Source organism: Variovorax sp. Soil_C_12 (assembly GCF_057657375.1).
The window spans coordinates 473625-499475 of record NZ_JBDGIO010000002.1; the positions used below are offsets into that span (position 1 = coordinate 473625).

The 25851-nt window shown below is 65.6% G+C and carries 29 protein-coding genes; 9 read left to right on the plus strand and 20 right to left on the minus strand.

What is annotated here, in order from left to right; genetic code table 11:
• Positions 1-9: 9 nt before the first annotated feature.
• The 9 genes from AC3A6X_RS07205 to AC3A6X_RS07245 form a co-directional block, all read right to left on the minus strand.
• Positions 10-1239 carry a trypsin-like peptidase domain-containing protein gene (locus AC3A6X_RS07205; RefSeq protein ID WP_487841529.1) on the minus strand — a complete coding sequence of 410 codons (1230 nt, stop codon included), beginning with the start codon at positions 1237-1239 and terminating at the stop codon, positions 10-12.
• 223 nt (positions 1240-1462) lie between these two features.
• On the minus strand, positions 1463-1918 hold the full coding sequence (locus tag AC3A6X_RS07210) for a universal stress protein (protein ID WP_487841530.1): 456 nt from the start codon (positions 1916-1918) through the stop codon (positions 1463-1465).
• Between the two features lie 110 nt (positions 1919-2028).
• Positions 2029-2181: a hypothetical protein gene (locus AC3A6X_RS07215; RefSeq protein WP_487841531.1), complete on the minus strand. Its 153-nt coding sequence runs from the start codon at positions 2179-2181 to the stop codon at positions 2029-2031.
• Between the two features lie 77 nt (positions 2182-2258).
• Positions 2259-2531 carry an ElaB/YgaM/YqjD family protein gene (locus AC3A6X_RS07220; RefSeq protein ID WP_487841532.1) on the minus strand — a complete coding sequence of 91 codons (273 nt, stop codon included), beginning with the start codon at positions 2529-2531 and terminating at the stop codon, positions 2259-2261.
• A 193-nt stretch (positions 2532-2724) separates the two neighbouring features.
• A complete protein-coding gene (locus AC3A6X_RS07225) occupies positions 2725-3558 on the minus strand; it encodes a universal stress protein (protein WP_487841533.1) in 834 nt (277 codons plus the stop codon).
• Between the two features lie 310 nt (positions 3559-3868).
• Positions 3869-4147: a hypothetical protein gene (locus tag AC3A6X_RS07230; protein ID WP_487841534.1), complete on the minus strand. Its 279-nt coding sequence runs from the start codon at positions 4145-4147 to the stop codon at positions 3869-3871.
• Between the two features lie 20 nt (positions 4148-4167).
• Positions 4168-4821: a BON domain-containing protein gene (locus tag AC3A6X_RS07235; protein WP_487841535.1), complete on the minus strand. Its 654-nt coding sequence runs from the start codon at positions 4819-4821 to the stop codon at positions 4168-4170.
• A 10-nt stretch (positions 4822-4831) separates the two neighbouring features.
• Complete coding sequence (locus tag AC3A6X_RS07240) at positions 4832-5002, minus strand: hypothetical protein (protein WP_487841536.1); 171 nt, start codon at positions 5000-5002, stop codon at positions 4832-4834.
• 200 nt (positions 5003-5202) lie between these two features.
• Complete coding sequence (locus tag AC3A6X_RS07245; RefSeq protein ID WP_487841537.1) at positions 5203-5631, minus strand: Hsp20/alpha crystallin family protein; 429 nt, start codon at positions 5629-5631, stop codon at positions 5203-5205.
• Between the two features lie 195 nt (positions 5632-5826).
• On the opposite strand from AC3A6X_RS07245, the gene AC3A6X_RS07250 reads away from it, so the two are divergent.
• Positions 5827-7179, plus strand: coding sequence for an MBL fold metallo-hydrolase RNA specificity domain-containing protein (locus AC3A6X_RS07250; protein ID WP_487841538.1), 1353 nt, complete (start codon positions 5827-5829; stop codon positions 7177-7179).
• 14 nt (positions 7180-7193) lie between these two features.
• Positions 7194-8699 (plus strand): thymidine phosphorylase family protein, encoded by a 1506-nt coding sequence (locus tag AC3A6X_RS07255; RefSeq protein ID WP_487841539.1) that lies wholly within the window; start codon positions 7194-7196, stop codon positions 8697-8699.
• 72 nt (positions 8700-8771) lie between these two features.
• Here the strand turns inward: AC3A6X_RS07255 and AC3A6X_RS07260 are convergent, their stop codons facing one another.
• Together AC3A6X_RS07260 and AC3A6X_RS07265 are read right to left on the minus strand one after the other, a co-directional pair.
• Entirely contained in the window at positions 8772-9299 is a 528-nt protein-coding gene (locus AC3A6X_RS07260; protein ID WP_487841540.1) for a flavodoxin family protein, read from the minus strand.
• A 330-nt stretch (positions 9300-9629) separates the two neighbouring features.
• Positions 9630-9848: a YgaP family membrane protein gene (locus tag AC3A6X_RS07265; RefSeq protein ID WP_487841541.1), complete on the minus strand. Its 219-nt coding sequence runs from the start codon at positions 9846-9848 to the stop codon at positions 9630-9632.
• A 158-nt stretch (positions 9849-10006) separates the two neighbouring features.
• Between AC3A6X_RS07265 and AC3A6X_RS07270 the strand changes: the two genes are divergently transcribed.
• Both AC3A6X_RS07270 and AC3A6X_RS07275 read left to right on the plus strand, forming a co-directional pair.
• The gene (locus AC3A6X_RS07270; protein WP_487841542.1) at positions 10007-10165 is read left to right on the plus strand and encodes a hypothetical protein; all 159 of its coding nucleotides are present in this window, start codon (positions 10007-10009) and stop codon (positions 10163-10165) included.
• Positions 10166-10167: 2 nt separating this feature from the next.
• Positions 10168-10599, plus strand: a complete 432-nt coding sequence (locus AC3A6X_RS07275) for a hypothetical protein (protein WP_487841543.1) — start codon at positions 10168-10170, stop codon at positions 10597-10599.
• Here AC3A6X_RS07275 and AC3A6X_RS07280 read toward each other — a convergent pair.
• The 3 genes from AC3A6X_RS07280 to AC3A6X_RS07290 are packed head-to-tail and all read right to left on the minus strand — an operon-like array spanning position 10591 to position 13954.
• A complete protein-coding gene (locus tag AC3A6X_RS07280; RefSeq protein ID WP_487841544.1) occupies positions 10591-11004 on the minus strand; it encodes a CBS domain-containing protein in 414 nt (137 codons plus the stop codon). The genes AC3A6X_RS07275 and AC3A6X_RS07280 overlap by 9 nt on opposite strands.
• Entirely contained in the window at positions 11001-13439 is a 2439-nt protein-coding gene (ppsA, locus tag AC3A6X_RS07285; protein ID WP_487841545.1) for a phosphoenolpyruvate synthase, read from the minus strand. The genes AC3A6X_RS07280 and ppsA overlap by 4 nt, the downstream gene beginning before the upstream one ends.
• Positions 13436-13954, minus strand: coding sequence for a universal stress protein (locus AC3A6X_RS07290; RefSeq protein WP_487841546.1), 519 nt, complete (start codon positions 13952-13954; stop codon positions 13436-13438). The genes ppsA and AC3A6X_RS07290 overlap by 4 nt, the downstream gene beginning before the upstream one ends.
• Positions 13955-14124: 170 nt before the next feature.
• On the opposite strand from AC3A6X_RS07290, the gene AC3A6X_RS07295 reads away from it, so the two are divergent.
• Together AC3A6X_RS07295 and AC3A6X_RS07300 are read left to right on the plus strand one after the other, a co-directional pair.
• Positions 14125-14790 carry a DUF6064 family protein gene (locus tag AC3A6X_RS07295; protein ID WP_487841547.1) on the plus strand — a complete coding sequence of 222 codons (666 nt, stop codon included), beginning with the start codon at positions 14125-14127 and terminating at the stop codon, positions 14788-14790.
• 148 nt (positions 14791-14938) lie between these two features.
• Positions 14939-17317, plus strand: coding sequence for a phosphoketolase family protein (locus tag AC3A6X_RS07300; protein WP_487841548.1), 2379 nt, complete (start codon positions 14939-14941; stop codon positions 17315-17317).
• Positions 17318-17366: 49 nt separating this feature from the next.
• Here AC3A6X_RS07300 and AC3A6X_RS07305 read toward each other — a convergent pair whose 3' ends face one another.
• Positions 17367-17792 (minus strand): hypothetical protein, encoded by a 426-nt coding sequence (locus AC3A6X_RS07305; RefSeq protein ID WP_487841549.1) that lies wholly within the window; start codon positions 17790-17792, stop codon positions 17367-17369.
• 99 nt (positions 17793-17891) lie between these two features.
• On the opposite strand from AC3A6X_RS07305, the gene AC3A6X_RS07310 reads away from it, so the two are divergent.
• The gene (locus tag AC3A6X_RS07310) at positions 17892-18017 is read left to right on the plus strand and encodes a hypothetical protein (protein ID WP_487841550.1); all 126 of its coding nucleotides are present in this window, start codon (positions 17892-17894) and stop codon (positions 18015-18017) included.
• Between the two features lie 726 nt (positions 18018-18743).
• On the opposite strand, the gene groL is transcribed toward AC3A6X_RS07310, so the two are convergent.
• The 3 genes from groL to AC3A6X_RS07325 all read right to left on the minus strand — a co-directional run bounded on the left by groL (position 18744) and on the right by AC3A6X_RS07325 (position 22447).
• Positions 18744-20372, minus strand: coding sequence for a chaperonin GroEL (gene groL / locus AC3A6X_RS07315; protein ID WP_487841551.1), 1629 nt, complete (start codon positions 20370-20372; stop codon positions 18744-18746).
• A gap of 407 nt (positions 20373-20779) precedes the next feature.
• Positions 20780-21769, minus strand: a complete 990-nt coding sequence (locus tag AC3A6X_RS07320) for a zinc-dependent alcohol dehydrogenase family protein (RefSeq protein WP_487841802.1) — start codon at positions 21767-21769, stop codon at positions 20780-20782.
• Positions 21770-21793: 24 nt separating this feature from the next.
• The gene (locus tag AC3A6X_RS07325; protein ID WP_487841803.1) at positions 21794-22447 is read right to left on the minus strand and encodes a BON domain-containing protein; all 654 of its coding nucleotides are present in this window, start codon (positions 22445-22447) and stop codon (positions 21794-21796) included.
• 207 nt (positions 22448-22654) lie between these two features.
• Between AC3A6X_RS07325 and AC3A6X_RS07330 the strand changes: the two genes are divergently transcribed.
• A complete protein-coding gene (locus tag AC3A6X_RS07330) occupies positions 22655-23257 on the plus strand; it encodes a DUF1003 domain-containing protein (RefSeq protein WP_487841552.1) in 603 nt (200 codons plus the stop codon).
• A 56-nt stretch (positions 23258-23313) separates the two neighbouring features.
• On the opposite strand, the gene AC3A6X_RS07335 is transcribed toward AC3A6X_RS07330, so the two are convergent.
• The gene (locus AC3A6X_RS07335; RefSeq protein ID WP_487841553.1) at positions 23314-24099 is read right to left on the minus strand and encodes a YoaK family protein; all 786 of its coding nucleotides are present in this window, start codon (positions 24097-24099) and stop codon (positions 23314-23316) included.
• A 159-nt stretch (positions 24100-24258) separates the two neighbouring features.
• Between AC3A6X_RS07335 and AC3A6X_RS07340 the strand changes: the two genes are divergently transcribed.
• Entirely contained in the window at positions 24259-25107 is an 849-nt protein-coding gene (locus tag AC3A6X_RS07340) for a universal stress protein (RefSeq protein WP_487841554.1), read from the plus strand.
• Between the two features lie 42 nt (positions 25108-25149).
• Here AC3A6X_RS07340 and AC3A6X_RS07345 read toward each other — a convergent pair whose 3' ends face one another.
• Positions 25150-25746, minus strand: coding sequence for a hypothetical protein (locus AC3A6X_RS07345; protein ID WP_487841555.1), 597 nt, complete (start codon positions 25744-25746; stop codon positions 25150-25152).
• Positions 25747-25851: the final 105 nt, after the last annotated feature.

Below are 25851 nucleotides of genomic sequence, written 5' to 3' on the forward strand. Positions count from 1 at the left end.
CCCGCGCCGTCAAGGCGAGCCGGGCCGAGCCGAGATCCGGATCGGCACGTAGGCCAACCGACGATCGCGCATCACCAGCAACGCGACGGTCTGGCCTGCCGGCGCGCGCGAAAGGGCGTGCCGGAACTCGTCCACGTGCTCCAGGCGCTGCTCGTTGATGGCGACGATCAGATCGCCGGCCCGGATGCCCTCGCTGCGCGCCAGCCCCCCGGATTCGCGCACCAGCAGGCCGCTGTCGACGCCGAGCTGCCGGCGCGATGCAGGCGACAGCTCTCCGAGACTCAGACCGAGACCGTCGTTCCATTCGGGTACCGTCGCGGCGGGCGAGGAGAATCGTGCAGCTGGCTGCTCGGACAAGGTGACCCAGATCGTGTGCGTCCCGCCGCGGCGCCAGACTGCCAGGCGGGTGCGTGTACCGGGCGTCCGCCCCGCAATCCGCTGCAGCAGCTCGGAAAAGTGCGAAAAGGGCACGCCGTCGATGGCCGTCACGATGTCGCCGGCCGCAAGCCCGGCGCGCCGGGCCGGACTGTCCGGCTCCACCTTGACGACCAGCGCGCCGGTCGGCTGCGCTAGACCGAACGATTCGGCCAGCAAGGGCGTCATCTCCTGGAACTCGGCACCCAGGCGCGCTCGGCGTACCGTGCCGCTGGCGCGCAATTGCGCCGCGATCTGCATGGCCAGGTTGATCGGCACCGCGAACGACAGCCCCATGTAGCCGCCGCTGCCGCTGTAGATCATCGAATTGATCGCCACGACTTCGCCACGGCTGTTGAAGAGAGGGCTGCCCGAGCTGCCGGGGTTGATGGCGACGTCGGTCTGGATGAACGGGATCTCGCCGGCGCCGGCGATGAGTCGATCCTTCGCGCTCACCACGCCTGTGGTGACGCTTCCATGAAAGCCGAAGGGGGCGCCGATCGCCGCCACCCAGTCGCCCGGCGACAGCTGCGACGAATCGCCGATGACTGCAACCGGCAGGCCTTCGGCGTCGATCTTCAGCAACGCGACATCGGTTTGCCGATCGCTGCCGACCAGCCGGGCCGTGAAGCGGCGCCCGTCATCCAGGCGGACCTGCGCTTCGTCGACATGGGTCACGACGTGCGCGCTGGTGAGGATGAGGCCATCGCTCGAGACAATGATTCCGGAGGCCAGATCCCGGATCTGGCTGATCCTCGCGCTGGCCGGAAGCGGCCAGGCAAGCCGGTCCGCGAAATCGTTCTCTGGCGCGAACTCCAGGCCCATCTCGCCTTCGCTCTCGTCGCGGCCGATGCGCAGGGTGCTGATGTCGACCACGGTTGCACTGCGGCTCGCGACCAGCGTCGAGAAGGTCGCCGCTTGCCGCGTGGAGGATGATTCGCTGCCTGCCGGCGGCACCTGGGCAGGACTGATGCCGCAGCCGTAGAGCAGCCCGGCGCAGGCGAGTGTCGAGAGGAGTTGGCGTGGCTGTCGCACCATTTGGGCCGCGTCAGGATTGTTCCGGATCGTCACGCACCAGCAGGACAGGTACGGGGCTCTGGCGTACCACCAGATCGGCGTCGCTGCCGAGCGCCAAACGGCTGAAGCCGCGCCGCCCGTGGGTGCCCATGACGATCAGGTCGCAGCCCGAGCTGCGCGCCTCGTCGATCACGACCTTCGCGATGCGGCCGTGCGTCACCTCGCGCAGGGAACTCTCCGCAGTCACGCCGGCCAAGGCGGCTGCGGCCTGCGCCTTCGACAGCACGTCCTGACCGTACCCTCGCACCTCGCGCATCATGGAGTCGAAGCTGACGGCCGAGGACATCTCCATCAGCATCGGAAAATCTTCGATCACGTGCAGCAGATGCAGCTTGCCCTTCTGCTCGGCGGCGAGCCGCACCGCTTCACGCAGCCCGCGTTCGGCGGTGGCGCTGCCATCCAGGGGAACCAGAATATGTTGGTACATGGCTTTTCCTCGTTTCGTCGGCCGTTTTGAACTGGCCCGCCGTCGGCCTGGCGACGAGCCGGCTCATTGTTCGTTGCCTGCGCATCGTTGCACTTGCGCTGCATCAACGTTCACGCAAGCGCTCCCAAACGGCTTGTGGCGGTTTCGACGAGCTTGGCAAGGCGTCGCGCGCGAAGCATGGCCAAGGCACCGGCATCGGCACGTCCACCAGCGGCGACTTGCGCCGCGACCGTGCCGGCGAGCCAGGGGTCGAAGGACAGCATGGCGGTCGGGCCGGCCGGTGTGGCTCGCCCTTCGAGGCCGGGCCGGCATGGCCCCTCCCCGAGAGGCAGAGAGCAGCTCAGCGGCGGGCGGCCAGGAAGCCGACAAGCAGGCCCGTGACTGCCACGGCCGCCAGCGCCCCGTAGGGGTGATGGTGCACGGACTCGTCGGCGGAGCGGATGGCCTCGCGTGCCTTTCGCACGGTCGTGTTCTGCAACTCGCCGTACTGCGCACGAACGCTACGCAGGGCGTCGTCCAGCTTGGCGAGCGCCTCGCCGGAGCGCAGGCCTGGCCCGCAATGCGACGCACTCTGGATCGAGCCGGCGGGCTCTTGTTGCGGGGTGTCGCTCATGGCATGTCTTTCGATGAGGGTTGAGTGTGAATATCGTAGGCGCGGCCTGCGTGCAACCGTTGATGCAGATCAAGAATGCGCAAGGCGGCCAGCTGCTCTTCGCGACGTCGATCTCCAAGCGACCTCTCGTTTGAGCTTGCGCAATGAAGTACGCGAACCTTGGCCGCACCATGGCCGGCCGCGCGCCCGGGCATCAATGCGACATCAGCACCGGCACCTGCGCCGAATCGAGGACGGTGCGCGAGGCGCCGCCCAGCACGAGTTCGCGCGCCCGGCTGTGCCCGTAGCAGCCCATCACGATGAGATCGGCTCCGACCTCGGAGGCCAGGGACAGGATCTGTTTGCCCGGATTGCCGTCGTCGAGCCGCCGGTGCTCATGGACACGATCGACGCCATGCAGTCCGAGGTACGGGACGAGTTCCACCGGCGCCGAATGCGTCTCGTCGACGTTGTCGTTCGCGCAGACCAGATGCACCTTGCCTGCAGCGCGCAGAAAAGGAAGGGAGGCGCTCAGTGCGCGTGCGCATTCCGGCGTCGATTTCCAAGCCACCAGGACCGTCTGCGGTGCCGGTGTTGCGGCTCCGGCAAAGGGAACGACAAGCGACGGACGGCCGCCGTCGATGATCGCCGCCTCCGCCAGATCGCCGGGCACGTCGAAGCCGCTCGCATCCTTCGGGTCGCGTTGCCCGAGCACCAGCAGGTCCGCGGCCAGCGCGCGGCGCGCCAGGCTCCGGATGACCGGCTCGCCGTGCAGCTCCAGCCAATCGAGCGCGACGTCGCCCCAGCAACGTGCACGCTGGAACAGCTCATGCGCGTGCGCGCGATGAGCCGGATCGATCCGCCCGGCCATGCGGCTCGACAAGGTTTCGCCATTGAGCGGCAACAGTGGCAGGTACTGGGGCGCAACGGCGAAGAACGCCGTCAGCGAGGCGCTGCGCAGGCGCGCCAGGCGGTGCGCGAATCGCAGTCTCTCTTCCGCATGCGCACTGCCATCGAGATGAACCAGGATCGATCGAAGAGTGTCCATAGGGATTCATGCTGCGCCTGCGTGTCGCCTGGAGACTTGCGCCAGCGCAAGAAGAGGTGCGTCCATGAGTGACGCCCTTGGGCACGCTTCCGCGAGGGCGCGTGTGCGCTGAGCTTGATCCCATGTCAAGAACAGGCAGCGGCGGGGGGCATAGCATGAGCCGCATGAAATCGGAACTCCCCGTCGAGATCTTCGAACCGCCACGGCCAGCGCTTCCTCCCCCTCGAGTTCCGTGGCGTCCAGGCCCCACCAGCGCCTTCGCGTGAAAGCCGAAAAGCTCTTCATGACAGTCCTGGCGCAGTTGGGCGCCCTATTCGAAAGGCGAGGCCTTCTTCTCTTCCGCGAGAGGTCCTGGCGCTTCGACGCCCCCTGCCTCCGCATTGCGTGATGCGGTCTCGATCGAGAGGCGCTGCCCCTCGTTCGGCCGCTCGATATCGGTTCGATCCGGACTCCATGCTCCCCGCTGCACGCTGCCGATCGCATCGCTTGCAGCCTCGTCGGGAGGCATCGGCGATCGGCCCCGGCGCTTTTGTGCGCGTGCCGAGGAAGGCCGGGGGGTCGAGCGCTTCTTCATGGCATCAAGCTTCAAGCCGTCATCCGGACCCGGCTTCAGTCCAGGACCACCAGATCGTTCTCGACCGAGGTCACGCCCGGCACCGACCACGCGGCATTCTGGACGGCGTAGGACTCGGCGAACGAATGAACGCTCCCGCGCAACGCGACCTTGGAACCATCGACCGAGATCTGGATGCGGTCGCTCTCGCGCTGCGCCTGTCGGGCCAAAGCCTCCCGAAGCTTCTTTTCGACTTCCGCGGCATGCACCCTTGGGGAGATCTTGACCAGGTTCGACACGCCCGTGACACCCATCAGCCGGCGCACCGCGTTTTCCGCGGCGCCGCTCTGGTATTCCCACTCGACCTCGCCGTTCAGCGTCACCCAGCCGGCCTCGACCATCGGCTTGATCTTCCCGTTCGGCACGAGGACGTTCCATTCGAGCGCGTGCTCGACCGCGCGCGCGATGTCAGCATCCGTGCGTTCATCGCCGGCGGGCAGCTTGACCGTGATCTCGACCGCGAGCGCTTTCACGCCCCGGACGCGTTGCGCCGCGCGTTCGGCGGCCAACTTCTCGGCGTGGCTGCCGAGGTGGCCCGTCAAGGTGACCACACCTTCTTTGGCGGTAACGCCGATGGTGCCGGCCTTGATTGCCGGATCCCAGTCCAGTTCGGCCAGGACGTCGGTTCGGAGTTGCGTATCGGATTTCATGACTTTCCTTTCAATAGAAATCGAGGCTGGCCCACAAAGAGGAGCCGATGGCACTGTAGGAAGACATCGCTGCTGCCGCGTTGCGCTGGATCAAGGCAAGCACCCGCGTGCCTTTGGAGGGTGATGCCGAAGCCGTGACTTTCTCGATGGCGGGAACTTGTCCATTGCTGAGATTCGACATCGTCGGCACGCAGCTTGCTCAGCTGCCGTGCATGGGCGTCAGAGAGCTGCGAACAATCACTGCCGTCGCATTGCGTTGAATCAAGAAAGCATGCCCGCTCGCCATCCACCAGCTGGCGCTCTTCACCTCTCTTCCTGGCTGGGGAGGGCGCCAGGCCTCCCAAGGACCAGGTCGCCCGGTCTTCAGGGCCGCATGGCATCTCATTGGATGACGATCTTCGACGAGGCGGCAGGCGCCTTCTTCGGCAGCTCCAGCGTGAGCACGCCGTCGACGTACTTCGCCTGCACCTTCGTGTCGTCCACGTCCTGGCCAAGGCTGAACGTGCGTGAAACCGACCCGTAGTAGCGCTCGCTGCGCAGGATCTTGTCGCCGTTGCCCTTGGATTCCTTCTCGCTCTTCGCCTCGGCATCGATACTGACGACGTTGCCGTCGATCTTGACGTTGATGTCTTCCTTCTTCACGCCCGGGATGTCGGCCTGCACGGTGAAAGCCTTGTCGTTTTCCTTCACGTCGATGCGCATCTTCAGCGGAGCGGGCTCGCCCTCGAAGACGGTGGGGGAAAAGAAGCGGCGCAGCGCGGCTTCGAAGTCGTTGCCGAACACCGGGTCCAGCAGTCTCAGATTGCTCATGATGGTTCCTTGGGTAAAAGTACTGATTGAGAAAGCGCGGTCATTTGCACCGCGCCTTGTCAATGTAGGCAGCCGGGCCGGCAAGTGGCTTGATCTTCCTCAACTCCCGAGCGTGCATGCCGTGCGCGCATTGACGAACATCAAACCGAAGCGCGCCGCGCCTGCCAAGCTTCCGGGGGTCAATAAGGAGAAACCATGCGCATCGAATTCCTCGGCGGTACGGACACGGTCACCGGATCGAAATACCTGCTGGAGCACGACGGGCGCCGGCTGTTGGTCGACTGCGGCTTGTTCCAGGGACTGAAACAACTTCGCTTGCGCAACTGGGACGCCTTGCCCATCGACGCCTCCAGGATCGACGCGGTGCTGCTGACCCACGCGCACATGGATCACAGCGGCTTCGTGCCACGCTTGGTCAGGCTCGGCTTCAAGGGGCCGGTCTACTGCACCCAGGCCACGCTCGAGCTGTGCCAACTCCTGCTGCCGGATTCGGGTCGCCTGCAGGAGGAGGAAGCCGACTTCGCGAACCGGCAGGGGCATTCGAAGCACAAGCCCGCGCTGCCCCTCTACACGGAGGAGGAGGCCCGCGCGGCGTTGAAGTATTTCGAGCCTGTTTCCTTTGACCAGGCGCACTCGCCGTGGCCAGGTTGGTCGTGGCGCCTGAAGCGGGCAGGACACATCCTCGGAGCGTCCAGCGTGCATGTCGCCTGGACGGGCGGCAGCATCCTCTTTTCCGGCGACCTCGGGCGCAGCGACGATCTGGTGATGCGTCCGCCGGAACCACCCGAGCCGGCGGACTATCTCGTGGTGGAGTCCACCTACGGCGATCGCCGGCATCGCGACGTCGACGCCCTGGTCGCGCTGGCCGAGGTGATCAACCGGACCGCGGCGCGCGGCGGCATCGTCGTCATTCCTTCCTTCGCCGTCGGGCGCGCACAGACCCTGTTGCATTGCATCCAGTTGCTCAAGGAGGCGCATCGCATTCCCGACATGCCGGTCTATCTGAACAGCCCGATGGCCGCGGACGTCACTCGCATCTACCGCCGTCACCTCGACGAGCATCGGCTGAGTGCCGAGCAATGCGCGGTCATGAGCAGGGCAGTCACCATCGTCAATACGGTGGCGGATTCGAAGCGGCTCAACGACTTGCGCTTTCCGTCGATCATCGTGTCCGCCAGCGGCATGGCGACCGGCGGCCGTGTTCTGCACCACTTGAAGGCCTATGCGCCGGACGCGAAGAACACGATCCTGTTCGCCGGCTTCCAGGCCGCCGGCACGCGCGGTGCGGCGCTGGTGGGTGGCGCCGAGTCGATCAAGATCCACGGTGCCTACGTGCCGGTGCGCGCCGAGGTTGCCAACCTCGACGCCTTGTCGGCCCATGCCGACCGCGACCAACTGCTCGCCTGGATCGGCGCCTTGCGCGCGCCGCGGCGGGTCTTCGTCACGCATGGCGAACCGGTGGCGGCCGATGCGCTGCGACTGGCCATCGAGGAGCGCCATGGCTGGCCGACGACGGTGCCGATCTACCGGGAATCCCTGGAGCTTTGACGGACGGCTTGCCCGTGGCCACCCATCGCCTCCTGGCCCGCCGCGCCGGCATCGACACCTATCAGCAACCCGTGGTCTATCTGCGCAGCGACTGCCACGTCTGCCAGGCCGAGGGATTTCAGTCGCAGGCGCAGGTCGAGGTGATCGCCGGCGGCCGCCACCTGCTGGCGATCCTGCATCACGTGGGCAGCGACTGGCTGCGGCACAACGAGATCGCCCTGTCGGAAGCCGCCTGGGCCCTGCTGGGTGCAGCCAGCGGCGACGACGTGGAAGTGCGCCATCCGCCGGTGCTGGAATCGCTCGCCCACCTGCGGGCCAAGGTCCACGGCGGCAGGCTCGACTACGCGGCCCTGCGTGCGCTGATGGAAGACGTGAGCCATGGCCGCCTCCCGGACATCCACTTGGCATCCTTCGTGACCGTCTGTGCCGGCGGCCGCCTCGACTTCGACGAGACGGTAGCGCTGACCCGAGCCATGGTCGATGTCGGCGAGCGCATCGATTGGGGCGTATCGCCCGTGATGGACAAGCATTGCATCGGTGGACTGCCCGGGAACCGAACCACGTTGCTGGTGGTGCCCATCGTTGCCGCATGCGGCGTGCTGATGCCCAAGACCTCCTCGCGCGCGATCACATCGGCGGCTGGAACCGCCGACGCGATGGAGACACTCGCACCGGTCGAACTGGACGTGGCGGCCATGCGCCGCGTCGTCGAGCGTGAAGGGGGTTGCATCGCGTGGGGCGGCGCCGCACGCATCAGTCCGGCCGACGACATGCTGATACGCGTGGAACGCCCGCTGAACCTCGACAGCGAAGGCTTGCTGGTGGCATCGATCCTGTCGAAGAAGATCGCGATGGGCTCGCAGCGCGTGTTGATCGACCTTCCGGTCGGCCCCGTGACCAAGGTGCGCAGCGTGGCGGCCGCCGAGCAGCTCTCGCGCAGCCTGGTGTCCGTCGGGGCGGCGCTCGGTCTTCAGGTACGCACCCAGATGACCGACGGCACCCAACCGGTGGGCCGCGGCATCGGCCCGGCCCTGGAAGCGATGGACGTGATGGCCGTGCTCGAGCGCCGCGCCGATGCGCCATCCGACCTGCGCGAGCGTGCGTTGCTGATCGCGGGAGGCATTCTGGAAATGGCAGGGCGCAGCGAAACAGGCGCCGGGCAGCTGCTGGCTCGCGAGGTGCTGGCCGATGGGCGCGCGCTGGCCAAGTTCATTGCGATCTGCGAAGCACAGGGCGGCTTGCGTGTGCCGCCCAGAGCTGCCCATACACACGCGCTATCCGCGCCGGTGAGCGGCATCGTTTCGGCGATCGACACGCGGCTGGTGGCACGCGCGGCGAAGCTCGCCGGCGCGCCGCGCGATCCGGCCGCGGGTGCGACGATGCACGCTCGCCTGCACGAACGCGTCGAACTCGGGCAGCCCTTGTTCACGCTGCACGCCGAGAGCCTGGGGGCCCTCCAGTACGCCCTGAGCTTCGTGCGTTCGCAGTTGCCGATGGTCCAGGTCGACGCGCAGCCGTGACCCTTATCTCGCTGCCGGGCGGGACCAGGGCGTCGTGCTTTCGAGGGAGCGTGGCCAGCCAGGAGCGACGCTCTAGGCCACATGAGGTGAGAGACGGGATTTTTGTGCGGCAGCGTGAGATTCCTCGGCTCCCAGCAAGGCTGCGCCAAAGGTCCACAGCCGGCCGGCACACGTGCCGTCCTCGACCTCACGTGCAGTGAAGTCTGCACTGATGATGGGCTCCTCGCCGATGAGATCAGCGATTTCGGCGACGACGTCGAATTCGCCGCGGCCGCCTGCGACCGAGATCACCGCAACGCCGGGCAGATGGTCCTGCCGTCTCACCACGAAACTGCGCATCGGGCCTGCCAACCGACCGAGCCAGACCGGTGACACTAGGACGACCGCATCGAAGTTTCTGGGAGACGGCCCGTCGTATCGGATTGCGGGGCGCCGTCGCAAGAGCGAATCCAACACGCATCGGCAGGTGCCCGACGCGCCGCGCCGCGGCTGTTCTTCGGCGATCTCGGCCATCTGCCATCCACGCTGAGCGCAAAGCTGCTGGGCAAGACGGCGCGAAATGCCGGTGTACGAGTAGACGACAACCAGGACCCTGCTCATGAACTCCTCCAGCGGCGCGGCGTGGAAACACTGTAGGGTCGTGCAGGCGAATGGGTTTGCGCTAGATCAAATGCTCGCGTGAAACCCGAGATGCTCGCGAGTCTCGCTTGTGCAAGCTGCGCGAGAGTGAGTCTGCCGGGTTCGAAGCCGGACCGCCGCCCGCCGGACCCCGAATCCGTTGAAATCCGGCGGTGCCAACGACGCCCGGCGCATCGTTCATATCAGTCGCGCGTGAGCCACAGGATCAAGACCTTGAACCCGAGCCACAGCACTGCGGCTCCAAGGAGTGCCAGCGATGCGACGATGATCCAGAGCTTCTGCATGACGCGCTCAAGCCTTCTTCTGACACGTGCTGATCCCGAAGAGCGTGTAGGCCGGGCATGCGCCGAACACGCCAGTCAGCAATGGGACGATCCCAATGTAGCCCCAGGCGTCGACCACACCAGCCAGGGCCAGCGCGACGAACGTCGCGCCTGCGGCGACTCGGATCATCCTGTCGATGGTTCCCACATTGCGCACCATGATCAGTTCCTTGGGGGCGTTGAACACACACGCATGATGTCACCCGCCAAGCGACACGCTATTGCGGCGGATCAACCTTCGGCTCGATGGGAGCGATCTGCCGGGTTGCGTACTGAGCTTGATGCAGGTCAACCCTCGCCCGGTCGAGATGTCTACCATCATCCTGGCCACGCAGGAGAAACCAGATGGAACGCAAAGTGATTCTTCGGGCAGTCGTGCTGATGCGGGGCGCCTGCACCTCACCGCCCACGCGCCAACAGACCGGGGTGATCGTGGGCGATATCGCGGGTCGAGAGAGAACGATGGAAGCCGGCGAGTGCAAGGCTGAAGCGGGGCGGAGTTGACCATGAACTTGCCTCTGGCCTGCTGGAGATTCGCGGCGATGCTCGCGGTGCTGGCATCGTCTTTTCCGGTCCTGGCCCAGTCTCGCGGCTCCTTGCTGTACCAAACGCACTGCATCGCTTGCCATACCGAGCAGGTTCACTGGCGCCAGAGAAGACTCGCCACGGATTGGACCAGCCTCAGGGCCCAGGTCTGGCGCTGGCAGGCGGATGCGGCGCTCGGTTGGGGCGACGATGATGTCGCGGAAGTCGCGAGGTATCTCAACGAGGAGTTCTATCGCTTTCCTGGTGAAGCTGCGCCGGCAGGCCGGGGCGGATATGCATCTCGCTGGGAAGGCGAAAGCGAACAGTGGGTGCCTGTGGGGGCTTGCGCTGCGCCAAGGCGCGGCCATCCAGCGCTGAGATTCAGCGAAACCCTAGCGCATGCTTCAAGTTGAAGCCGGCGGCGCTTCGGGTGCTGCCGCAGCCGCGAAGCTCCGTACGAAGTCCAGCGATGACACCACACCAGCGATGTCGCTCCCGTCGGTGACGACCACGTGGTGGACGCCGCGCTCCACCATGAGCACCGCCACCTGGGCAGCCGCCATCCCGACGTCGACCACGATGGGCTTGTAGGAGCACATCTGCCATGCTTGCGTGGTGGCGGCATCCCGCCCCTGCGCATGAAACGCGACGAGATCCGAGGCGCTGATGACGCCCGCAACTTCGCCGCGCGCCGGCTCCAGGACCGGCACCCACGACAGGTGCCTGCCGGCGAGCAGAGCCTCCACCTGCGCCACGCTGTCTTCCATGGTGACGCTGTACACCGGACGTTGCATCATCGATGAGATGGGCGGGTTCATGAACTTGTTCCTTGGGGTTGCTGGCGGGGAGGGCGCCCGAGCCGCTCTTCGACGGCGAGGACGTCGCGTGTGATCTTGAGCAGCGTGTCCGGTGTCACGCTCATCGAATCGATGCCGAGTTCGACCAGGTACGCTGCCATTTCCGGGTAGTCCGAAGGCGCCTGGCCGCAGATGCCGACGTGGCGGCCGTTGCGTCGCGCGCCTTCGATGGCCTGGCGAATCATCGCCTTGACGCCATCGTCGCGCTCGTCGAAGTCGAAGGCCACCGTGCGCGAGTCGCGGTCCACGCCCAGTACCAGCTGGGTCAGGTCGTTGGAGCCTATCGAAAAGCCGTCGAAGAGCCGAGCAAAGGCATCGACCTGGATCACGTTGTTCGGGATCTCGCACATGACGTAAATCTCGAGGCCGCCATCGCCGCGCCGCAGGCCATGCGCGGCCATCGCCTCGAGCACGCGCTCGGCCTCCTGGACGCGGCGGCAAAACGGAATCATCAGCTTCACGTTCACGAGTCCCATCTCCTCGCGCACCCGCTTCATGGCGGCGCATTCGAGCGCGAAGCCTTCCGCATAGGCCGCATGCGTGTAGCGAGAGGCCCCGCGAAAGCCGATCATCGGGTTCTCCTCCTTCGGTTCGAACCCGCTGCCCCCGAGCAGGCTGGCGTACTCGTTGGTCTTGAAGTCGGACATGCGCACGATCACCGGCTTCGGATAGAACGCAGCGGCGATCATGCCCACGCCCTCCGACAATTCGCGCACGAAGTAGTCGGCCGGGCGCTCGAACGATCGTGTCAGTCGTGCGATCTCGGCACGCTCCGCCGGGTCGTCGATCTTTTCCGGGTGAACCAGGGCCATCGGATGCACCTTGATGTGCTCGGCGACGATGAATTCCATGCGCGCCAGTCCCACGCCGTCGTTGGGCAGCCGCGCCGTCTGGAAGGCGCTGTCGGGGTTGCCCAGATTGACCATGAGATGCGTCTGCGGCCGTCCGAGCGCCGACAGCTCGACGCTCGTCTTCTCGAACGGCACTGCGCCTGCATAGACGCGGCCTTCGGCGCCTTCCGCGCAGGACACGGTGACTTCGTCGCCGGTGCGGATCCTGGCCGTCGCGTCGTCGCAGCCGATGACCGCGGGAATGCCGAGCTCGCGGGCGACGATCGCGGCGTGGCAGGTGCGGCCGCCGCGATTGGTGACGACCGCGGCCGCGATCTTCATCACCGTGCCCCAGTCGGGCATCGTGGTGTCGGCAACCAGGACCTCCCCGGGTTGGAACTGGCCGAGCGCCATCACATCGGTGATGACGCGGGCCTTTCCCACCGCGACCGTCGCGCCGACCGCTCGACCGGTGACCACCGGCGCAGCCGCCGCATGGAGGCGATGCTCGTCGATACGGTGCAGCGGTTTGCGGGAAGCAACCGTTTCGGGCCGGGCCTGCACGATGTAGATCCGACCATCGAGCCCGTCCTTGGCCCATTCGATGTCCATCGGCGTCGGCCGGCCCGCATGGCGGCTGTAGTGATCCTCGATCACCACGGCCGCATCTGCCAGTGTCAGCACGTCGGCATCGTCGATGCAGTAGCGGGCCCGGTCTTCCGGGGGGGTGGGCAGGTTGCAGGTGGGCTCCCGGCCGGCAGCTTTCGAATACACCAGCCGCACTTCCTTGCTGCCCAGCTTGCGCCTGAGCACGGCGCGGCGGCCCAGCTTCAGGGTGGATTTGAAGACGTAGAACTCGTCCGGGTCGACCGTGCCCTGGACGACGTTCTCGCCCAGGCCGTACGCGCCGGTGATGAAGACGACATCGCGGAACCCGCTGTCGGTGTCGAGCGTGAACATGACACCGCTGGCAGCGCGGTCGGAACGCACCATCTGCATCACACACACCGACTGGGCGATCCTGAAGTGATCGAAGCCATTGTCGACCCGGTAAGCGATGGCACGGTCCTTGAACAGGCTGGCAAAGCACAGGCGCACGGAGTCCAGCAGCCGGGCCTCGCCGGAGATGTTCAGGAAGCTCTCGTGCTGGCCCGCGAAGCTGGCGGTCGGCAGGTCTTCCGCGGTGGCGGAACTGCGAACCGCGACGGTCATGTCGGCGCCATACTCCGCTCGCAGCCGGGCGTGCGCTGCGCGAATCTCGCTCGTCAACTCCTCGGGAAGCGTTGCGGCAAGAACGATCTCTCGCGCACGCTGCGCGCGCCGCGCGAGATCATCGATGTCCTTGACGTCCAGGCCGGCCAACGCTTCCATCAAGCGCGGCAACGCGCCGGAGAGTTCCAGGGTGCGGCGATAGGCGTCGGCCGTGATCGCGAATCCGTTGGGCACGTGCACGCCATGGGGCGTCAGCGCGCGGTACATCTCGCCGAGCGACGCGTTCTTGCCGCCTACGCTCGCCACGTCGTCGACGCCGATCTCGGAGAACCAGCGGATATACGTTGCCATCATTCGAAGGCCAGGGCCGCCGTTGGCTGACTCACGTGTGACGGTTCCCCCGGCTGCGACCTGGATTCGGTTTCAGGCGCCCGCACGAGCAGCACCGGAACGCGCGCATTCCGCAGGATGTGCTCCGCGCTACTGCCCATGACAACGCGTCCTACGCCGCGGCGGCCGTGCGTTCCGAGGACGATCAGATCCGCGGGCCACTTGGCGGCTTCGGCGGTGACCAGTTCGTGAACCTGTCCGGAGCGCCTGTCGTACAGGACCGTGTCGGCTTCGACGCCGGCCGCCTTCGCGACAGCCTTGGCTTCCGCAAGGAGCCGCTCGCCGTCCTCGCGCAGCACGCTCAGCCAGTCCCCGGCGTGGCCGGCATAGGCGTCCATGGCAAGGGCGAACGAGAGCTCGTCGATCACGTGGATGACCCGCAGTCGACCCTGCGTGAGTTTCGCCAGGCGGATGGCCTCCTCCAACCCGCGCTGTGCTGTCGCACTACCGTCGACGGGCACAAGAATTCTTTGGTACATGACGGGTTCCCTTCAGTCTCGAATGGAGAGACTGCCAGTATCGGAACGCTGGCGCGCCGTGCCTTGATGTGGCGCAAAGCAGGCTGAAGGCGGTGCGCAGAACATCATGAAGCATGATTCAAGGTGAAGTTCGCCCACGGAAATGCTGACAACTTTCTATGGCGGACCTCATGTTGCCATTTACCCGCGCCCAGTTCTTTGCTCTCTTTGGCGCGTACAACGATGCCGTTTGGCCGATTCAGATCCTGGGCTACCTGTTCGGCATGGTCATGGTTGCCATGGTCGTTCGACCGTCAAGCGCAGGCAACCGCTTCATTGGACTAGGCTTGGCGCTGATGTGGACCTGGACCGGAATCGCGTATCACGGGCTATTCTTCTCGACCATCAACAAGGCGGCATTGCTTTTCGGTGCCCTGTTCATCGTGCAGGGCGGGTTGCTGTTCTACATGGCCGTCTTGCGAGGCCGCATGGACTTCGGCACCAGCGGCAGGCCGGCCGCATGGTTGGGATGGGCGTTTGTCATCTATGCAGTGGTTCTCTATCCGCTGCTGGGGATGTGGACCGGCCATCGCTATCCCGAGATGCCGATGTTCGGCATCACCCCCTGCCCGGTCACGATCTTCACGTTCGGCTTGCTGTTGCTCACCACGACCCCCGTGTCGCGCTGGCTGCTCATCATCCCGCTCTTCTGGTCGCTGCTCGGCGGCAGCGCCGCCGCCTTGCTTGGCGTGACGCAGGACTGGCTCCTGCTCCTGAGCGGAATTGCTGTCCCGCTCATTGTCCTGCGCGATCGATACCCCCCTGCCGCCTCGACGGCGGCCCGACGCTCCGCATGATCGCCGGGGTCGGACATCTCTGGCGGGGCCAGGTTGCGCGGAAGTCGGCTTTGCTCGCCCGGCCGGTGCATCGCGCTTTGATCTGCCGCAAGTCAGCGCCACGGCCAAGAGAGGAGTATCAGCTTTGCTTACAGCTCGCGAGGCGCATATGAAATCTCAATCGACCGGCCGGCATGCCGCCAAGGACCTTTCCGTTCTCGACGCCTGGTGGCGAGCAGCGAACTATCTCTCTGTGGGGCAGATCTACCTCATGGACAACCCGCTGCTTCGCGAGCCGCTGGTTCTGGAGCACATCAAGCCGCGCCTGCTCGGCCACTGGGGGACGACGCCGGGCCTGAACTTCATCTATGCGCATATGAACCGCGCCATCAAGGCGCGCGATCTGCAGGCCATCTTCATCGCGGGCCCCGGCCATGGCGGTCCGGGTATCGTGGCCAACGCGTGGCTCGAAGGCACCTACAGCGAGGTCTACCCGAACGTGGGGCAGGACGCCGAAGGAATCAAGCGCCTCTTCAAGCAGTTCTCCTTTCCCGGGGGCATATCGAGTCACGTGGGGGCCGAGACCCCCGGCTCGATCCACGAGGGTGGCGAACTCGGCTACTCGTTGCTGCACGCCTACGGCGCCGTCTTCGACAACCCAGACCTGCTGGCCTGTTGCGTGATCGGCGACGGTGAAGCGGAAACCGCAGCGCTGGCGGCCAGCTGGCATTCGAACAAGTTCCTGAATCCCGCATCTGACGGCGCGGTCTTGCCGATCCTGCATCTCAACGGCTACAAGATCGCAGGCCCCACAGTACTCGCGCGGATCAGCGACGAGGAGTTGACCCAGCTGATGCGCGGCTATGGCTACGAGCCGCATTTTGTTTCGGGGCACGAGCCCGAGGCCATGCACCGGATGATGGCCACCGCACTTGACACGTCGCTGGATGTGATCAATGCCATCCAGACGGAGGCTCGCGTGGACGGCTTCAGCCGGCGCCGACGCTGGCCGATGATCGTCCTGCGCTCGCCCAAAGGCTGGACCGGTCCCAGGATCGTGGACGGAGTGCCGATCGAGGGCACCCAGCGGGCGCACCAGGTCCCTTTGACCGGCTTCCTGGACAGTCCTGCGCACGTTGGGCTGCTCGAGGATTGGTTGCGCAGCTACCGGCCGGAGCAGCTCTTTGACGAGGACGGCGCCTTGCGCGCGGACATCGCCGATCTCGCCCCCCTGGGGGAGCGACGCATGAGCGCCAATCCGCACGCCAACGGTGGCCTGCTTCTCAGGGACCTCCGGATGCCGGAGTTCCGCGACTATGCGGTCGCCGTCTCCACGCCGGGCGCGGTGAAAGCGGAAGCCACGCGCGTGGCCGGCGAGTTCCTGCGCGACGTGATGCGGCTCAACGCCCGCAACTTTCGCATGGTGGCCCCCGACGAAACCACCTCGAATCGCCTGGGCGCGGTGTTCGAGGTCAGCAAGCGGACCTCGACCGCCGAGATTCTCCCAGGCGACGACCATGTCGCGGCGGACGGCCGCGTGATGGAAGTCCTCAGCGAACACCTGTGCCAGGGCTGGCTCGAAGGCTATCTGCTTTCGGGACGGCACGGCTTCTTCTCATGCTACGAAGCCTTCATCCACATCATCGACTCAATGTTCAACCAGCACGCGAAGTGGCTCAAGGTGTCCAGCCGGATTCCGTGGCGCCGACCGATCGCGTCATTGAACTACCTGCTGACCAGCCACGTCTGGCGACAGGATCACAACGGCTTCAGCCATCAGGATCCGGGCTTCATCGATCACGTCGCCAGCAAGACGGGCCAGGTGGTGCGTGTCTACCTGCCGCCCGACGCGAACACATTGCTTTCCGTGGTCGATCACTGCTTGCGCAGTCGCAGTTATGTGAACGTGATCGTGGCCGGCAAGCAAGCGGAGCACCAGTGGCTGGACATGGAGTCCGCCGTGCGGCACTGCAGCGTCGGCGTGGGCATCTGGACCTGGGCCAGCAACGACGAGGGCGCAGCACCCGACGTGGTCATGGCTTGCGCCGGGGAGGTGCCAACGCTCGAAACGCTCGCTGCGGTCGACCTGCTGCGGCGCCAGGTACCGGACCTCAAGGTCCGCGTGGTCAATGTGGTCGACCTGATGAGCTTGCAGTCCCCGTCGGAACACTCGCACGGGCTGGCGGATGCGGAGTTCGATTCGATCTTTACCGCCGATAGGCCGGTGATTTTTGCGTTCCACGGATACCCTTCGTTGATTCACCGGCTGACATACAAACGCACCAACCATGGCAACTTCCATGTGCACGGGTATCGAGAGGAGGGCACGACCACGACGCCGTTCGACATGACCGTGCTGAATCGGCTGGACCGCTTCCATCTCGCGGCCGCTGCCATCGACCGCGTGCCGCGTATCCGTGAAGCCGCTGGCCACGTCGAACAGCACCTGCGCGACCAGCTGTTGGCGCATCGGGCATGGATCAGGTCCCGCGGCGAGGATATGCCCGAGATCCTGAACTGGCGCTGGGATAGCCGGAGCGACCGTTGAATGTAGGGTGCATATGACCGTCTTGTTCGAGGGCCTCCTCCAGGAGCTCTCACGGCTCGCTGGCGGCGGGCCAATAGAGGGTGGCCTGCGTGGCTGCCTTGCCCACGCGAATGGCCTTGGAGCGTGTGAGCCCCGCGTAGCTCGCGACGACGCGGTAGACGCCGGGTCTCAGCGCGACGTGGAACAGGGGACCGCAGTCCGTGAACGGACCCAATGGGGCGCTCTTATCCGCGGGCTCGATCGTGACGGTCACGCCCGCGAGATAGGCGCCTGTCTGGGCCTCGGCGAAGGTCAGGCGCAGGTTGTACAGCTCCTGGTTCGCCTGCATTTCCTGCTGGCCCTCGTAACTGATGCCTCCGCTGGCATGCGCGCCGGATGCGAGCACGGGTAACGGAATGGCGGGCGCGGGTTCCGCTCCGCTTTCCAGGGCAAACAGCACGGCGGCGACAAGGAGGGCGGATCTGTGGGTGTTCATGGGCGATGTCCTTGAGGGATGCATGTGGCGCCATTCTTGAGACAAGGGCCCCGCCGGCGGTTGCGCTGGATCAACAACATGCCATGGAGAACGCCGAGCATGGAGAACGCCGAGGACTGGACGATCTTCATTGCATGGCACGCCTTGATGTCGATCAAGCCGCCGCCGCCTCGCGGCTACGCTGGTGTCGTATGGAAACTCAAGATTGCGGCATCTGGAAAATGAACTTCGGTACGCTCGCGCGTGCCGCGCTCCCACTCATTTGGCTAGCGTTGAGCGTCCCTTGCTTCGCTCGGCAAGGTGCAGCAACGCCATTGAACCCCATCCAGGAGATGACGCCGCGCAACGCTGCATACTTGGCGGCTCTGGATGCGACGACGGCCGCGCGAAGAGCTTCCAAGGATGCCGGTGCGGCGCTGAAGAAGGCCGAGCAGTCCGCGAGGAACGCTTCCGTACGCGCCACGGAGGCGACGCGTCGAGCAGCACGCAAGGCCGATGAATCTGCTCGGCATGCTTGGGAGATGACCATCCTCTCGGCCCTTCGGGCGACCAGCGAGGGTCGCGCTAAGGCGGACATGGCCGCAAAGGCAAGCGAGAAGGCTTCCATCGCGTCCGGCAGCGCGCTGGAGAGATCGGAAACGGCGGCCCGTCGAGCCGCTGAACCGAGCCGATCGGAAGCGAGGGGCGCTGCGCGCAGCGCGCGCGACGCGTTGAGAATCGCATTCCAAGCCCATCGTGCTGCGGCGCAGGCCGCGCACGAGGCTGCCGAAGAGTCATGGCGAGCCAGCAGGCAGACTGCCGGACCCACTGGCATCTCACCCAGCCCTTGACCCAGCTCCATGTTGTCGCGGATTCCGTGCTCAAACCTTGCCGGGAAAGGCGAACGCTGGGTCGTCGTCGCCAGGACCTTCTGCAGCGCGCTGCCGATCAGCGCGATGCCTATCGAGCGTGTCAGTAAAGATCGGGTTCGAGGCCCTGGCGGGAGTCTGCCGGCGCCTTCTTCGGCGCATTGGCGATCATGCAGTCCGTGGTAAGCACCAGGCTGGCAATCGATGCGGCGTTCTGCAGTGCCAAGCGCGTCACCTTGGCAGGGTCGATGACGCCCATCTCCAGCATGTCGCCGTACTGGCGCGTCGCGGCGTTGTAGCCGTAGCTTCGCTGTGTCGAAGCATCGACCTTGTCCAGCACGATCGACGGCTCGTCGGCTGCGTTGGCGACGATGCGTCTCAGCGGCTCCTCGAGTGCGCGCTGCACGATCTTGATGCCAGAGGCCTGGTCCAGGCTGGGGGCGGGCAGGTCCACTAGCGCGCGGCGCGCGCGCAGCAGCGCAACGCCGCCGCCGGGAACGATACCTTCCTCGACCGCGGCACGCGTCGCATGCAGGGCATCCTCCACGCGCAGCTTGCGTTCCTTCAGCTCGGTTTCGGTGGCTGCCCCGACCTTGATCAATGCCACGCCGCCCGAGAGCTTGGCGATGCGCTCGTCGAGTTGCTTGCGGTCGTACTCGCTGGCCTGTGCCTCGCGCTCCTTGCGGATGGAGGCGATGCGGTCGCGGATGGCTGTCGAGTCACCGGCGCCGCCGATGATGGTCGTGCTGTCCTTGTCGATCACCACGCGGCGCGCGCGGCCCAGGTTGTCGAGGGTCGCCTTTGCGAGGGTCAGCCCGAGCTCGCTCGAGATGACCTGCCCGCCGGTAAGGACACCCATGTCCTGCAGCATCGCCTTGCGGCGGTCGCCGAAGCCGGGTGCCTTTACGGCACAGGTTTTCACGACGCCGCGAATGCTGTTGACGACCAGCGTGGCGAGTGCATCGGCATCCACGTCCTCGGCGATCACCAGCAGCGGCGCTCCCGATTTCGCCGCTTCTTCTAGAAGCGGCACCAGGTCGTTGAAGCTCGAGAGCTTCTGGTCGCACAACACGATCAGCGCATTCTCCAGCACCGCCGCCTGCTTCTCTGCATTGTTGACGAAGTAGGGCGATAGATAACCGCGATCGAACTGCAGTCCCTCGACGATCTCGAGCTCACTGACGAGGCCAGAGCCGTCCTCGATGGACACCGCACCCTCGCGGCCCACCTTGTCCATCGCGCGGGCGATCAGATCGCCGATCGAGCGGTCGTTGTTGGCCGAGATGGCCGCGACGTGCGCAATCTCCTGCGAGGTCGTGCTGGGTTGCGAGATCGCCTTCAGTTCGCCCACTACGGTCTCGACGGCGAGGTCGATGCCGCGCTTGAGGTCCATGGGATTCATGCCGGCGGCAAGGTACTTCAGGCCCTCCTGGATCATGGCGTGCGCCAGCACGGTGGCCGTCGTGGTGCCGTCGCCCGCCATTTCGCTGGTACGGGCCGCGACCTCGCGCAGCAGTTGCGCCCCCATGTTCTCGAAGCGATCCTCCAGTTCGATCGACCTGGCGACAACAACGCCGGAGTTGACGATCTGGGGCGCGCCGTACTCGCTGTCGATGATCACGGTGCGTCCCCGGGGTCCGAGGGTGACCTTGACCGCGTCGGCGAGCGAATCGACGCCGCGGCGGATCTTGTCGCGCGCGTCTTCCCGGAAGAGCAACTTCTTGGCTGTCATGGTGCGAATCTCCTTTTGTTGCGACGAAAGCGTCGTTCTAGGAGCAGCACAGTAGACGGGAGGGCGGCGGCGCCCTTTGATCGTGCGCAAACCCAGAGCACACCGAAGCGCTTCTTGCGATGAATCGCGGCTGGTTGCGCTGGATCAAGATACCGGCAGCGGCATTGCGCCTCCTGGGCTATGCAAGGACCTGAAGAGAGCGCTCAATGAGACAACCCCTCGAACTCAGAAACCTCGGTAACCGAAGCATTGCCTGCGGTCGAGTCGCGCGTGCGCGAGAAGGTACTGAAGCTTGATCAGTTCTGTGCCGACATCATCTGCTGCAGGGTCGTGATCGACAACAATGAGTGCATGATCGGTGTCGCCGCGTGACCCGCGCCTTGCACAGGGTGCTGCTGGCCTCTCGCTCAGGGCAGCAACACCGCTGCGCCCTTCACGCGGCCGGCGCGGAGGTCGGCAAGCGCCTCGTTGGCCTGCGCCAGTGGGTACGTGGTCGTGTGCACCTGCGGCGGATGCGCTTGCGCAACGTTCAGAAACTCGCGGGCATCGTCGCGCGTCAGGTTGGCCACCGAGACGAGCTGGCGCTCTTCCCAGAGCAGGCGATAGGGAAAGCCCGGGATGTCGCTCATGTGGATGCCACCGCAGACCACCCGTCCGCCCTTGCGTACCGCGCGCAGGGCGACTGGAACCAGTTCGCCGGCGGGCGCGAAGATGATCGCGGCGTCCAGGGGGGCGGCAGGCACTTCGTCGGAGCCTCCTGCCCAGGCAGCCCCAAGGCTTCGTGCGAAGGCCTGACCCGCGACGTCGCCCGGCCGGGTAAAGGCATGGACCTGCCGACCCTGGGCAACGGCGACCTGCGCGATCAGGTGCGCAGCCGCGCCGAACCCGTAGAGCCCGACTCGCCTTGCGCCTTCGCCGGCCGCCTTCAGGCAGCGCCAGCCGATCAGGCCGGCGCACATCAGGGGTGCGATCAGGGCGGGCTCGTGCGTCAACTTGCCGAGCGGCAGGCAGAAGTCGGCTTCGGCGACGACATGGCTCGCGAAGCCGCCGTCGCGGTGGTAGCCGGTGAAGCGCGGTGTATCGCACAGATTCTCGCTGCCGCCGGCGCAGAAGGCGCAGTGGCCGCAGGTGTGGCCGAGCCACGGCACGCCGACGCGATCGCCGATGCGGTGCGCGTGAACGCCCGGCCCGAGCGCCTCGACCACGCCGACGATCTCGTGGCCGGGCACGATGGGCAGCAAAGGCAACGGCAGGTCGCCGTCCACCACGTGCAGGTCCGTGCGGCAGACGGCGCAGGCCAGCACGCGCAGGCGAAGCTCGCCCGCGTCCGGCTCCGGCAGCGCACGGCTTTCCATCCGCAGCGCTTGGCCTGGGCCGGGGAGCACCATCGCCTGCATCATTGCGTCACCATGCGATCACTGTCAGTCCTCCACGAGCAGGTTGTTCACCACGTTGGCGACGCCAGGAGCGGACCACGCGGCGCCCTGAGCGGCCTTGCGTTCCGCCCAGGAATGCACCTTGCCCTTCAGGGTCACATCACCGCCGTTGACGAGGACCTGGATCTGGCGGGTTTCCCGGTCAGCCTGCCGCTCCAGGGCTTCTCGAATCCGTTCTTCGACGTCGGCAGGCGTGAATTTAGGCTTCACGATAACCCGGTTCGTGACGCCGGTAACGCCGAGCAGGCCGCGCACGGCGACTTCCGCTGCCCTGCCCTGGTACTCCCATTCGACCTCGCCGTTCAGCGTGATCCAGCCTTTCTCGACCATCGGGCGGATCTTGTCGTCGGGGACGAGCACGTTCCACTCGAGGGCCCGCTCGGCTGCCAGGGCAATGTCGGCATCGGTGCGCTCATGGCCGGAGGGAAGCTTCACCTGCATCTCGATCGCCAGCGCCTTCACGCCCTTGACGCGCTGCACGGCACGCTCGATGGCGTGCTTCTCGGCGTGACTGCGGGGATGGCCGGTCAGGGTGACCACTCCGTCCTTGACGATCACGCCGACGTCAGTGGCCGTGATGACCGGATCGAAGTTCAGTTCGGCGACGATATCGCTGCGCAGCATGGCATCTGGTTTCATGAGCTGTCCTTGATAGTTGGATTGAAGTGAGATAGCCATCGCGTGCGGCTCTAAACGCGCGATGCCGAGCGGCTCACTGTATATAGAGAGGGGAGCTTGCAACTTGCGTTGGATCAAGCGGTGCTCTTCAAGGACCAGTAGGGTGCCAGAAGCCTTTCTGAACACGCACAGAGTGGAGAACTCAGTGCGCCCCGATCCGGAGTTCTCATGCATAAGTCCGATGAAGTCGCTGCGAAGCTTTTTGGCGTCTCCTACGAGGCCCTCGATGACGTGGCCAAGAAGGTTGCCCGGCACATTTCGGAACGAACGCACATAGCGCGCAACGTCTCGAAGGAATTTGACGCCGAGCCCGACTTCGGGCAGCGGGCAGCAGATGCGGTCGCGTCGTTCGGCGGATCCTGGACCTTCGTAGGGCTCTTTGCCGCCACCATGCTCCTTTGGATGGCGCTCAACACCGTGCTTCTGGCCAGAGGCGGCAGCACGTTCGACCCCTATCCCTATATCCTGCTCAATCTCTTTCTCTCCATGCTTGCGGCTATCCAAGCCCCCATCATCCTGATGTCGCAGAAGCGGCAGGCCGCAAAGGACCGCATCAGCGCGGAACACGATTACGAGGTCAACCTGAAGGCCGAGGTGGAGATCATGTTGCTCCACGAAAAGGTCGATCTGCTGCGGAACAAGCAATGGGGGGAGTTGCTGGAAATCCAGAAGGAGCAGTTGAAGCTGCTTTCGGTACTGATGCCTGAGAGGCCAATGGGCGAGCGTTGCCCGGTATGCGCTTCGGCGTCGCGAACGGCGAACGTGATTTAGTGCGGCGGGTCGTGCATGGCCCGACCCGCACGCCGTGCGAGCCGCCGGCCTCTGTGTTACTCGATTCTTCGCGATTGCCTGGCCGTACGGGTTCTGCGGCGTGCCAGGTTTCCCAGGTCGTCGAATGCCGGAATCATCGCAAGCACGAGCAATACGAGGGCGAGAGGAACGGTCGATACGTATCCGACATGCTTGAAGCCGACCGCGCCGAGCAGGCCGCCGAGAAAGAAGGAGACAACGAGGAGTGCGAGAACGCGAAGCCGCTCGCGGTTGGCCACTACACGCAAATGTGAAGGCGGGCCGGCAGCATTCCGATAGAGCAGCCTCCCAAGCTCGATGCCGATGTCAGTCACGATGCCGGTCAAGTGCGTGGTTCGAATCTCGGCGTGCGACAGCTTGGTGATTACCGCGTTCTGCAATCCCATGATGAAGCAAAGGAGCATGACTGTTGCCGGCACAAAGAGACCTTGGATGCTGGAAAGCCGGGCGCCCAGGGCCCCGAAGCAGATCAGCAGAGAGGCCTCCACCAACAGGGGCAGCGCGTACTCGCTGTGCATCCGTCGCCGGCGTGCGTAGTTGACAAGCATCGCAGAGATTGCCGCGCCCGCCACGAACGACACAAGTCCACCGGCCCCACCAAGCACCACGTCATATGCGCCCAACACGAGACTGTCGGCCATCGACGAGACGATGCCCGTCATGTGAGAGGTGTACTGCTGGACAGCCAGAAACCCGCCGGCGTTGATCGCCCCGGCCACGAATGCCAACGCAAATCCAAGGTGGCGATTCGCACTCGCGGTTCGCTTTCGGCCTGTAAGACGCCTGACGTAGTTGATGGGCATGGGCACGATGGTGAAGAGATCCGAATGCTACGCCTCTGGGAATGGTCCGTGCTGGCGGATCCCTCTGCATTGACGAACATCAAGGCCCGCGGCTTCGTTCGCCGTGAAGATCGGTGCACCGTGCCATCCGGCCGGTGCATACACGAAGAGGCTCGAGCCATGAACATCAAGACCATTCTTGTTCACCTGGACCACACGGACAGGTGCAACGCCCGTGTGGACCTCGCGAACCGTATCGCGCGAACGCAGGGTGCCCATCTGATCGGGCTGCTGCCCAGCGGCCTGCTCGAGGGCACGATCCCGGCGGACGTGCTTCCCACCGGCATGACCGACTACATCGCCGAATCCGCCCGCTACCTGCGGCAACGCGCGGACGCGATCGGCGAAAGCTTCAGGGCCAGGCTGGGCGACGGGGGCGCAGCGGGCAGGGTATCCAGCGAGCTTCGCGAAACCGACGGCACTTCGATCGACGCGCTCGTGGCGCACGGCCGCTCGAGCGACCTCATCGTCGTGGGCCAGGAGGACAGCGCAGGCGAACGGGACCTGCCCGTTCGCGGACTCGTGGCCGAGGTGATGCTCAACGGGGGCCGGCCGGTGCTGGTTGTGCCCTACGCCGGCGAGTTCAAGGATGCGGGGCAGAACGTGCTTCTGGCATGGGACGGATCCCGTGCCGCGGCCGTGGCGATGCGGGAAGCCTTGCCGCTGCTGGTCCATGCACAGCGGGTCACGCTGGCTTCCTTTCGACGCACGGAGGCCGCCGAAGTCCAGACCCTTCTCATCCCCGAGATGACCCGCTGGCTGCAGCGCCACGGCGTGCGGGCGACGTGCGAGGAGGACATCACGGAGATCGACACGTCGGACGCGTTGCTATCGCGTGTCTCCGACCTGGGAGCCGACCTGATCGTGATGGGCGGATACGGGCACTCTCGGCTGCGCGAGAGGGTGATGGGAGGAGTCACGCGAGGGGTTCTCTCCCACATGACGGTGCCGGTGCTGATCGCGCATTGAAGTCCGTCCCGTCACGGGTATCTCTGGCAGATCTCGCCCGCCTCACTTCCTCTCGGGTGCAGGCGACGCAGGACGGGCTGCCTCCCGGGTCCGCCGCGCGGCCTCCTTGGCAGCGCTTGCCGCGGAACGTGTCACTTCCTCTGCCTTCCTGAGCGCCTCACGGGTCGCCGCGGCCGCTTTCTCGGCTTCTTCCTTGCTCGATAACAAGGCGCGCTTGGATGCGTCCTCCGCCTTGGCGAGTGCCTCACGCGTGGCGGCCACGGACTTCCTGCTCGCCTCCGCGGCGGCGTGAGCGGCTTCGCGGCTCGCTTCGACCGCCTTGCTTGCCGATGCCGAGGCCTTCTCCTCGAAGCGCCTCGCGGATTCCGCAGCCTTGCGCGCCGCTCGCCGGATGGCCTCGGCGAAAGCTTTCGAGATCTTCCCAGCGGTGGCTTCGCTCCTTTGCAATGCCGCCTTGGCGTCGTCGGCTGCCTTGCGTGCAGCAGCCTCCGCTTCACGCGCAGCTCTGTTTGCGGCTTCTCTGGACTTCTTGACAGGGCCGGGCGGGGGACTCAGCTGTCCAGGTTGGGTGTAGTCCGCGGAAAACGTCGCCGAACTGAACGCCATCGCGAGGAGGACCAGCAGGGTGGTGGGTTTCATATGCGTACTTGGATGAGTGGGTGTGAGTGCTCAGCATGCGACGGAGCGGCGCGGCAGGGCTTGCGCCATCGCAACAGAGGACCGATGCGGAGGCGCCTTCCAATC

Excerpts from the sequence above, each read along its gene's own strand:
- AC3A6X_RS07245 (WP_487841537.1), bottom strand. The coding sequence starts at position 5,631 with ATGAGCAATCTGAGACTGCTGGACCCGGTGTTCGGCAACGACTTCGAA.
- AC3A6X_RS07270 (WP_487841542.1), top strand. The coding sequence starts at position 10,007 with ATGGAACGCAAAGTGATTCTTCGGGCAGTCGTGCTGATGCGGGGCGCC.
- groL (WP_487841551.1), bottom strand. The coding sequence starts at position 20,372 with ATGACAGCCAAGAAGTTGCTCTTCCGGGAAGACGCGCGCGACAAGATC.
- AC3A6X_RS07260 (WP_487841540.1), bottom strand. The coding sequence starts at position 9,299 with ATGAGCAGGGTCCTGGTTGTCGTCTACTCGTACACCGGCATTTCGCGC.
- AC3A6X_RS07345 (WP_487841555.1), bottom strand. The coding sequence starts at position 25,746 with ATGAAACCCACCACCCTGCTGGTCCTCCTCGCGATGGCGTTCAGTTCG.
- AC3A6X_RS07235 (WP_487841535.1), bottom strand. The coding sequence starts at position 4,821 with ATGAAATCCGATACGCAACTCCGAACCGACGTCCTGGCCGAACTGGAC.
- AC3A6X_RS07310 (WP_487841550.1), top strand. The coding sequence starts at position 17,892 with ATGGAGAACGCCGAGGACTGGACGATCTTCATTGCATGGCACGCCTTG.
- AC3A6X_RS07325 (WP_487841803.1), bottom strand. The coding sequence starts at position 22,447 with ATGAAACCAGATGCCATGCTGCGCAGCGATATCGTCGCCGAACTGAAC.
- ppsA (WP_487841545.1), bottom strand. The coding sequence starts at position 13,439 with ATGATGGCAACGTATATCCGCTGGTTCTCCGAGATCGGCGTCGACGAC.
- AC3A6X_RS07290 (WP_487841546.1), bottom strand. The coding sequence starts at position 13,954 with ATGTACCAAAGAATTCTTGTGCCCGTCGACGGTAGTGCGACAGCACAG.
- AC3A6X_RS07225 (WP_487841533.1), bottom strand. The coding sequence starts at position 3,558 with ATGGACACTCTTCGATCGATCCTGGTTCATCTCGATGGCAGTGCGCAT.
- AC3A6X_RS07330 (WP_487841552.1), top strand. The coding sequence starts at position 22,655 with ATGCATAAGTCCGATGAAGTCGCTGCGAAGCTTTTTGGCGTCTCCTAC.
- AC3A6X_RS07300 (WP_487841548.1), top strand. The coding sequence starts at position 14,939 with ATGAAATCTCAATCGACCGGCCGGCATGCCGCCAAGGACCTTTCCGTT.
- AC3A6X_RS07295 (WP_487841547.1), top strand. The coding sequence starts at position 14,125 with ATGTTGCCATTTACCCGCGCCCAGTTCTTTGCTCTCTTTGGCGCGTAC.
- AC3A6X_RS07250 (WP_487841538.1), top strand. The coding sequence starts at position 5,827 with ATGCGCATCGAATTCCTCGGCGGTACGGACACGGTCACCGGATCGAAA.
- AC3A6X_RS07215 (WP_487841531.1), bottom strand. The coding sequence starts at position 2,181 with ATGCTGTCCTTCGACCCCTGGCTCGCCGGCACGGTCGCGGCGCAAGTC.
- AC3A6X_RS07320 (WP_487841802.1), bottom strand. The coding sequence starts at position 21,769 with ATGCAGGCGATGGTGCTCCCCGGCCCAGGCCAAGCGCTGCGGATGGAA.
- AC3A6X_RS07205 (WP_487841529.1), bottom strand. The coding sequence starts at position 1,239 with ATGGGCCTGGAGTTCGCGCCAGAGAACGATTTCGCGGACCGGCTTGCC.
- AC3A6X_RS07220 (WP_487841532.1), bottom strand. The coding sequence starts at position 2,531 with ATGAGCGACACCCCGCAACAAGAGCCCGCCGGCTCGATCCAGAGTGCG.
- AC3A6X_RS07280 (WP_487841544.1), bottom strand. The coding sequence starts at position 11,004 with ATGAACCCGCCCATCTCATCGATGATGCAACGTCCGGTGTACAGCGTC.
- AC3A6X_RS07275 (WP_487841543.1), top strand. The coding sequence starts at position 10,168 with ATGAACTTGCCTCTGGCCTGCTGGAGATTCGCGGCGATGCTCGCGGTG.
- AC3A6X_RS07240 (WP_487841536.1), bottom strand. The coding sequence starts at position 5,002 with ATGTCGAATCTCAGCAATGGACAAGTTCCCGCCATCGAGAAAGTCACG.
- AC3A6X_RS07305 (WP_487841549.1), bottom strand. The coding sequence starts at position 17,792 with ATGAACACCCACAGATCCGCCCTCCTTGTCGCCGCCGTGCTGTTTGCC.
- AC3A6X_RS07340 (WP_487841554.1), top strand. The coding sequence starts at position 24,259 with ATGAACATCAAGACCATTCTTGTTCACCTGGACCACACGGACAGGTGC.
- AC3A6X_RS07210 (WP_487841530.1), bottom strand. The coding sequence starts at position 1,918 with ATGTACCAACATATTCTGGTTCCCCTGGATGGCAGCGCCACCGCCGAA.
- AC3A6X_RS07335 (WP_487841553.1), bottom strand. The coding sequence starts at position 24,099 with ATGCCCATCAACTACGTCAGGCGTCTTACAGGCCGAAAGCGAACCGCG.